The sequence below is a fragment of the Bradyrhizobium sp. genome, assembly GCF_049581145.1.
Lineage (GTDB): Bacteria > Pseudomonadota > Alphaproteobacteria > Rhizobiales > Xanthobacteraceae > Bradyrhizobium.
This window is the reverse complement of sequence record NZ_JBAURI010001319.1, coordinates 1-6576: the sequence shown is the minus strand read 5'-3', so window position 1 is coordinate 6576 and position 6576 is coordinate 1. Positions and strand designations below refer to the sequence as shown.

7 protein-coding genes and 1 pseudogene are annotated in these 6576 nt (G+C 61.8%); 2 read left to right on the top strand and 6 right to left on the bottom strand.

The window, feature by feature from the left end; all coding sequences use genetic code 11:
• The 5 genes from dnaE to WCB02_RS42030 all read right to left on the bottom strand — a co-directional run.
• Window positions 1-2479: DNA polymerase III subunit alpha (gene dnaE / locus WCB02_RS42050; RefSeq protein ID WP_423968951.1), on the bottom strand; the 2479-nt coding region annotated here is incomplete at its 3' end.
• A gap of 505 nt (window positions 2480-2984) precedes the next feature.
• Window positions 2985-3299 (bottom strand): hypothetical protein, encoded by a 315-nt coding sequence (locus tag WCB02_RS42045; RefSeq protein ID WP_423968949.1) that lies wholly within the window; start codon window positions 3297-3299, stop codon window positions 2985-2987.
• Between the two features lie 86 nt (window positions 3300-3385).
• Complete coding sequence (locus WCB02_RS42040) at window positions 3386-3772, bottom strand: hypothetical protein (protein WP_423968947.1); 387 nt, start codon at window positions 3770-3772, stop codon at window positions 3386-3388.
• Window positions 3773-3875: 103 nt separating this feature from the next.
• Window positions 3876-4007 carry a hypothetical protein gene (locus WCB02_RS42035; protein ID WP_423968944.1) on the bottom strand — a complete coding sequence of 44 codons (132 nt, stop codon included), beginning with the start codon at window positions 4005-4007 and terminating at the stop codon, window positions 3876-3878.
• Between the two features lie 272 nt (window positions 4008-4279).
• Window positions 4280-5014 (bottom strand): outer membrane protein, encoded by a 735-nt coding sequence (locus WCB02_RS42030; protein WP_423968941.1) that lies wholly within the window; start codon window positions 5012-5014, stop codon window positions 4280-4282.
• Window positions 5015-5425: 411 nt separating this feature from the next.
• Between WCB02_RS42030 and WCB02_RS42025 the strand changes: the two are divergent.
• Together WCB02_RS42025 and WCB02_RS42020 are read left to right on the top strand one after the other, a co-directional pair.
• Window positions 5426-5590, top strand: a pseudogene (locus tag WCB02_RS42025) (hypothetical protein); the annotation flags it as partial.
• Window positions 5591-5939: 349 nt separating this feature from the next.
• Window positions 5940-6215, top strand: a complete 276-nt coding sequence (locus WCB02_RS42020) for a DUF3551 domain-containing protein (protein ID WP_423968938.1) — start codon at window positions 5940-5942, stop codon at window positions 6213-6215.
• 23 nt (window positions 6216-6238) lie between these two features.
• Here WCB02_RS42020 and WCB02_RS42015 read toward each other — a convergent pair whose 3' ends face one another.
• Window positions 6239-6484: a hypothetical protein gene (locus WCB02_RS42015; protein WP_423968935.1), complete on the bottom strand. Its 246-nt coding sequence runs from the start codon at window positions 6482-6484 to the stop codon at window positions 6239-6241.
• Window positions 6485-6576: the final 92 nt, after the last annotated feature.

Here is a 6576-nt window from a genome sequence, read left to right as displayed (position 1 = left end):
CCTCGAAAGTCGGGCCCGAACGGTTGATCGAGGGCGCCTCGACCTTGATACCGAGCCGTTGCGCCTCCGAGCGAAACTCCGAGAGCTTGTCGGTGTTGTTCAGATCGAGCGTCATGGAGGCCGCGATGAACTCGACCGGATAATGCGCCTTCATATAGGCGGTCTGGTATGACACCAGCGCGTAGGCTGCGGCGTGGCTCTTGTTGAAGCCGTAATCGGCGAATTTCGCCAGCAGTTCGAAGATGGTATCGGCCTGCGCCTTCGGCACGCCGTTCTTGACCGAACCGGCGACGAAGATGGCGCGCTGCTTCTCCATCTCGGCGCGAATCTTCTTGCCCATGGCGCGGCGCAACAGGTCGGCGTCGCCGAGCGAGTAGCCGGCCATCACCTGCGCGATCTGCATCACCTGCTCCTGGTAGATGATGACGCCGAAGGTCTCCTTCAGGATCGGCTCCAGCATCGGGTGCAGGTATTCGGGCTCCTCGTCGCCGTGCTTGCGCGCGCAATAGGTCGGGATGTTCGCCATCGGGCCAGGCCGGTACAGCGCGACGAGCGCGATGATGTCCTCGAAGCGGTCGGGGCGCATGTCGACCAGCGCGCGCCGCATGCCCTGACTTTCCACTTGGAACACGCCGACCACATCACCGCGCGCCAGCATCTGGTAGCTTGCGGCATCCTCGAGCGGCAGCGTCGACAGCTCGACATTGATGCCGCGCTGCTTCAGGAGCTTCACCGCGACATCGAGCACCGTCAGCGTCTTCAGCCCGAGAAAGTCGAACTTGACGAGGCCGGCCGGCTCGACCCACTTCATGTTGAACTGGGTCACCGGCATGTCTGATTTGGGATCGCGGTAGAGTGGCACCAGCTCGCTGAGCGGCCGATCGCCGATCACGATGCCGGCGGCATGGGTCGAGGCGTGCCGCGTCAGGCCTTCGAGACGCTGGGCGATGTCGAAGGCGCGCGCCACCACCGGATCCTCGTCGCGGAACGCCTGCAGTTTCGGCTCGCCCGCAATCGCAGCGGCGAGCGTCACCGGCGCCGCCGGATTCTGCGGCACCAGCTTGGTCAGCTTGTCGACCTGGCCATAGGGCATCTGCAGCACCCGCCCGACGTCGCGCAGTACGCCGCGCGCCTGCAGGGTGCCGAAGGTGATGATCTGCGCCACCTGATCGCGGCCATAGCGTTGCTGCACGTAGTCGATCACCTCACCGCGGCGATCCTGGCAGAAATCGATGTCGAAGTCCGGCATCGAGACCCGTTCCGGATTGAGGAAGCGCTCGAACAGCAGCCCAAATCGGATCGGATCGAGATCGGTGATGGTGAGCGCATAGGCCACCAGCGAGCCTGCGCCGGAGCCGCGGCCCGGCCCGACCGGAATGCCCTGCGCCTTCGCCCATTTGATGAAATCCGAGACGATCAGGAAGTAGCCCGCGTAGTTCATGCGGGTGATGACGTCGAGCTCGAAGGCGAGCCGCTTGCTGTAGTCCTCTTCCGTGGTGCCATGGGAGAGCCCGTGGACCTTGAGCCGGTTGGCAAGCCCATGCTCGGCCTGTCGACGCAATTCGGCAGCTTCTTCGGTTGCCGCGTCCGTGGCGCCGGAGCCCGCTCCCACCGTGAACCGCGGCAGAATCGGCTTGCGCGTGCGCGGGCGAAACGAGCAGCGCTCGGCGATCTCGACCGTCGAGGCCAATGCTTCCGGAATGTCGGCGAACAAGACAGCCATTTCCGCCCGGGACTTGAAACGGTGGTCCGTGGTCAACTGCTCGCGGTCGGTTTCGGCAATCAACCGTCCGCCGGCGATGCAGAGCAGCGCATCATGGGCCTCGTAGTCGTCGGCGGTGGCGAAATAGGGCTCGTTGGTCGCAACCAGCGGCAATCCCCTGGTATAGGCGAGATCAATCAGGCTGCCCTCGACACGCCTCTCGCGGTCGAGGCCGTGGCGCTGCAATTCGATATAGAGCCGGTCGCCGAACAGGGCCGCCAGACGCTCGCAGCGCGATACGGCGAGTTCGGCGTGACCGGACTGAAATGCAAGCGAGATCGGCCCGTCGGGACCACCGGTCAGCGCAATCAGGTCTTCGGCATCTCCCGACAACCAGTCGAACTTGATATGCGGGGCCTGATGCACCGGCGTCTCGCGAAACGCCCGCGAGTTCAGCCGCATCAGACTGCGATAGCCGCGCTCGCGCGCGGCCAGGAGCACGATTCTTGCCGGAGTCGCGGCTTGCGCGTTGCGCGCGTTGGGATCGTGGTCGCCAAAATCGACCGCGAGCTCGCAGCCGATGATCGGCTGAATACCATAGCCGGCCATCTTGTCGGAGAATTCCAATCCCCCGAACATGTTGTCGGTGTCGGTCAACGCCAGGGCCGGCTGACGGTCGGCCTTGGCGAGTTCGCCGAGTTTGGCGATCTTGATCGAACCCTTCAGCAGCGAATAGGCGGAATGGACATGAAGATGGACGAATCCGGCGCTGGACATGCTTGGCTTGCGGCTCGTGCGGGGGGCGAGTTGACGCGATCAGCGGCCCTGCGGAAACACCCGCCACCACCGACTCGCACGACAATGGTGGGGGCTTCCGCCGCTCAAGTCCACGCGGAAGCATCGATTCCGCGACGCCATCCGGCTTTTCCCCACAACACGCACCGCAGCGCTCAAAGCTGGGTCAAAAGCTGCGCCCACACCGCGATCATCCCGACGAACAGCGTGATCGATGCCAGTGCCACCGCCTCTTCCACAAAAACCCGCAACATCGTCCATCTCCCGTTCGTGAGAACATAGAGCGAACATTGTTTCTCTTTTGTTCTTACGTCAAGAGCCGGCGCCCAGCCGGGTCCGGCACACAGGCGCTGTGGTTAATTCTTGGTCAATTGTTGCATTGGTTCTTTGGTTGATTCTCGGGCTGATCCCTGGGTCATCAATTCCTGGATTGATTCCGAGTCCCGCCCGGGGCCCGCGCTATGGCATTAGACGAAATATGGATGTGCTAGGTCGTCTGCGGTGGGTCGTAAATTCTGCCCGTCGTCATCAGGATCAGGAAAAGTGCGCGCTCGCCCTGGTATTTTGCTTCCGGGCGACTGTTTTCCCATCCTGACATGACGACTTTGCCGGACGGATCATAAACCCGCCATTCCCATCTCGACCTGCCGCGCTTTGTCAGTACCATTTCCAACATCACAGAATAGGTACAATGGCGGGCATAATGGTTTGCTGAAACCGGCAATATTTTTTGAAAAAATTGCATTGACCATCGAGTGTCCTGCGGGGGCACTAAAATGGTACCGTGACCAAAGCGTTCCAAGGCGTAGATCGGCCAAGCTTTTCGCGCTCGAGCGCAATTACAGAATCAATCGTCGCAATTCGAGCCGAGCGCGACGACACGCCGGCTCAGCGCGAGCTTCCCAAGACGTCGTTGTTCACCGGGCCGGTCGCGGCGCAATTCTGGCAGATGATCATCTTTTGCTTCAGCCGCGCGTCATCGGCGCGGTCCGCCGCCTGCTGCTGCTCGAATGTGTCGTCATTCGAAATGTACGAATTTGCCGATCCCGAGGATGGATCGACCGAGGCGGCCCGATTGGACCTCACCCGAGCAGGTTTCTTGAGCGGGGTTGTCTCCGCGGCCGGCGAATCATCGTCGGGCGGCGCGGCACCGAGCCCATCCCACGCCGGGGGGCCGCCAGCCGCCATTGTGGGGCCATAACAGGCGGTGCCCGACAGGCAACAGCCCGCAAGCGAGACCGCCGCAAACAGCAAGAGCGCGCATCTGACCATCATGTACGGACAATCGGGGCCTAATCCGACGCAATTAAGACGCCGGCGACTGAGCCAAAGCCGCGGTACAGGATAATCGTACCGGCAGATGTCAGATCGGCTGCCGTCAGATACCGATTGAATGTTCGATCTGAACGATTATCAGTTGTGCCGTGGAGGTATATTGGCCGCCGGTATATTCCCGATCGACCGCGTAGAGCACGGCCATGGCCACGACTGTTGCAACGATCGCCTTCATCTTGACTCGCAAAATCTTCATCGCAGCACAACCGCAATGAAAGCCGGAAAGCGCGCCGGCTCAATTCGTAGTGCTACGGTGCTGCCAGCCTGATGCCGATCAACCTTTCCGGCGCCTGAACAGAACATCCCGCAAATTAAGGACTCGAACGCCAACACCTGGAGCACTGGCATCTGCCCCCGCGCGCGCAGCCAGACGCCGCAATCCTCATCGCCGACAAAAAAACCCCGGCCGAGGCCGGGGTTTTTCGATCCGCCGCAAAGCACAGAAACTCAGTATTTCGCCACCACCGGGCCGCCGAACTTGTAGTTGATCCGCGCGGTGAAGAGGTCGACATCCTGACGGATGCTGTCCGCACCAGCAGGCACGCCCGCCACCGTGAAGCTGTTGTTCGTCGTGCCCATGAACAGATGATCGTATTCGAAGCCGACCGACCAGTTCGGTGCGAAGCCATATTCGATGCCGGCGCCGACCGTGCCGCCCCAGCGGGTTTCAGTGGTCGAGGCCAACAGCGCCGCACTCGGAAGAGCGAAAATCGAGTACTTGTCGTCGACGACCGCAGCGCCGCCCTTCACATAGACCAGCACGTTGTTGAAGGCGTAGCCGACCTGGCCCGTGAACAGGCCGAACGCGTCGATCTTGGTCTGGTTGCTATCGCCGGGGAACACGTTGCTGACATTGCTGCCCTTGAAATCAGCCCAGTTGCCCTGCGCTTCCACGCCGAACACCCAGGAGCTCATCTGCCATCGATAGCCGATCTGTCCACCGACCGTGCCGCCGCTCGCGTCATTACGGCCTTCCGACCCTCCGCCGACGAGCGTCCAGTTATTGTTGCTGGTCCCACCACCACCGTTGATGCCGACGTAGAATCCGCTCCAGTCGTACGCGGCCATCATCATCGGGGGCGCCTTGGTGTAAGGCCGCGCCGCGAGATCCGCCGCAACCGCGGGCGACGCCGCGGCAAGCGCGACGAGACTCGCAGTAACAAGCAAAAACTTCATCTTCATTCTCAATTCCAGTTCGAGTTGCGGCCCCCAGGCCATCCCAAGCCTCATAACAGCGTCAGCGTGAATTGCTGTAACTGGGTCGCAACACTCGACAGGAAACGCGTCCAACGATTACCGCAAATTAATGTTGTGTTGCAGGCACTTCGCGGGAGTTTTTACGTCGGAACGGGTTCCAATGTCGGCTCGACCACAGTGGAACTCAGGACATGGGATGGAACCCGCGCGGCAACATCATGCATCGCACTCGTCATGTGTCGAATGAGTCGCCGTCAAAATGGAATCGGGAGCACTTATACGTGATGTTGTGTGCGTGGCACTCCCTCGGGCACATCGGCGGTGCTCGGCGCCTAGCCGGCGAAGGCCGTCGGAGCGCGTCATCCATTCTGTTTTCGGGGTGACGAATACCCAGCGTTTACTCACTGCATCTTCGACAATTGCGGCCAGCGCATGGCAACCGCTTCGGGGCGATTCCGGACTTGCGTCGCGAATCGCCACGTTGGCGGGCGGACCGATGATCCCCACGCTTCTCGCAGCCGCCATCGACGACTTCGATATGTCTATGATCAAAGGGACTGATCGACTCGAATCACCCTCCGCATTGCTGAAAGTCCTGACGCGCGTGAACATGAATTGACGGCTGCGGGGTTGTTGCTTACGCGCTTGCAGCCAGCGACGTACGGAGCCGGAAGATGCGGTGACTTGCGCTTCGGCGGAAGCACCTGTGCCCTCGATTCGGGCGCGTCGGTCGCCGGTGACATGCTCTTTTGCATGAAGGGTGCGAGTTCGTCGCGGCGCTTGCCGATGGCGGCTTTGCAAGCTACCGGAATGCCAGGCGGCGGCGTCAGGGCGAAACGCCCGGCACCATCCTCCAACATCGCGAGGCCCAGCGTGGCCGTCGCAATTGATGCTCTTACAGGAGATTCCGATGCGCGTTCTGGCTCTAGTCACTCTCACGATTGGAACGCTTGCGATGGCGACGCCGGCGCCGGCGCAAACCTTCAACCCCAATTATCCGGTTTGCCTGCACGTCTTCGACCAGGGAGACGTCTATTACGAGTGCCGGTACAATTCGCTCGCGCAATGCAACGCGACTGCCTCGGGTCGCTCGGCGGAATGCCAGATCAATCCCTATTTTGCAGCCGATGCCTATCCGCCGCCACCGGTTGTGCATCATCGCCGACATCACCATCACGTCTCCTGAGGCGACGGCGGCCTGATCGACAATCAATCGGTCTCGCGGATGATGCGCATTCCAAGCTTGGCGGCGCCGGCGATTGCGATTCTCAACAGCGTTGCCGTCGCGCGCAGACCTTCGACCCGGATTATCCGATTGGCCTGCAGGTCTATGGCCCGCCAACGCTCGGCGAGTGCCGCCGCTCGCCCGCTGCAACGCCACTGCCCCGCGCCGCGCAATGCATCGTCGACCCGGAGGTCGCGAACGCGCCAGCCCATCGACTGCTGGCTGGCCATCGTCGGACGTCACCGTGGCGGGGCGCTGACGCTCGGGCCGGGGAGCGTCCCTCGACCGCGCCTGACTCAAGCTCGTTGATCTCACTCTCGCT